Raw genomic sequence first — 358 nt, forward strand, 5'->3', positions numbered from 1 at the left:
GAATGAACTAGTAGATAAAGGTTCAGTAGAAATTACAAAAGTAGATAAAGACAGTCAGAAAGCATTAGAAGGCGTAGTTTTCGAAGTACAAGATGAAAAAGGTAAAGTAGTAACGAAAGTAACAACAGATAAAGAAGGAAAAGCAAACATTTCAGATCTATCTGTAGGAAGTTACAAATTAGTAGAGGTAGAAAGTTTACCAGGTTATAAAAAGCTAGAAAAACCAGTATCATTTGAAATTACAAAAGGTATGACGAAAGTCTTATCATTGAAAGTAGAGAACGAACTGTTAGATAAAGGTTCAGCAGAAATTACAAAAGTGGACAAAGAAAGTGGCGCGTTATTAGAAGGCGTAACA

At 33.0% G+C, this 358-nt stretch carries 1 protein-coding gene; it reads left to right on the forward strand.

Annotated features, from left to right (window positions below; translation table 11 throughout):
* Positions 1–358 (forward strand): MSCRAMM family protein (locus tag ACLBWW_RS28640; protein WP_447614409.1); only part of this gene is annotated, 358 nt, incomplete at both ends.

The sequence above is a fragment of the Bacillus sp. M5A3_1b genome (genome assembly GCF_053345335.1).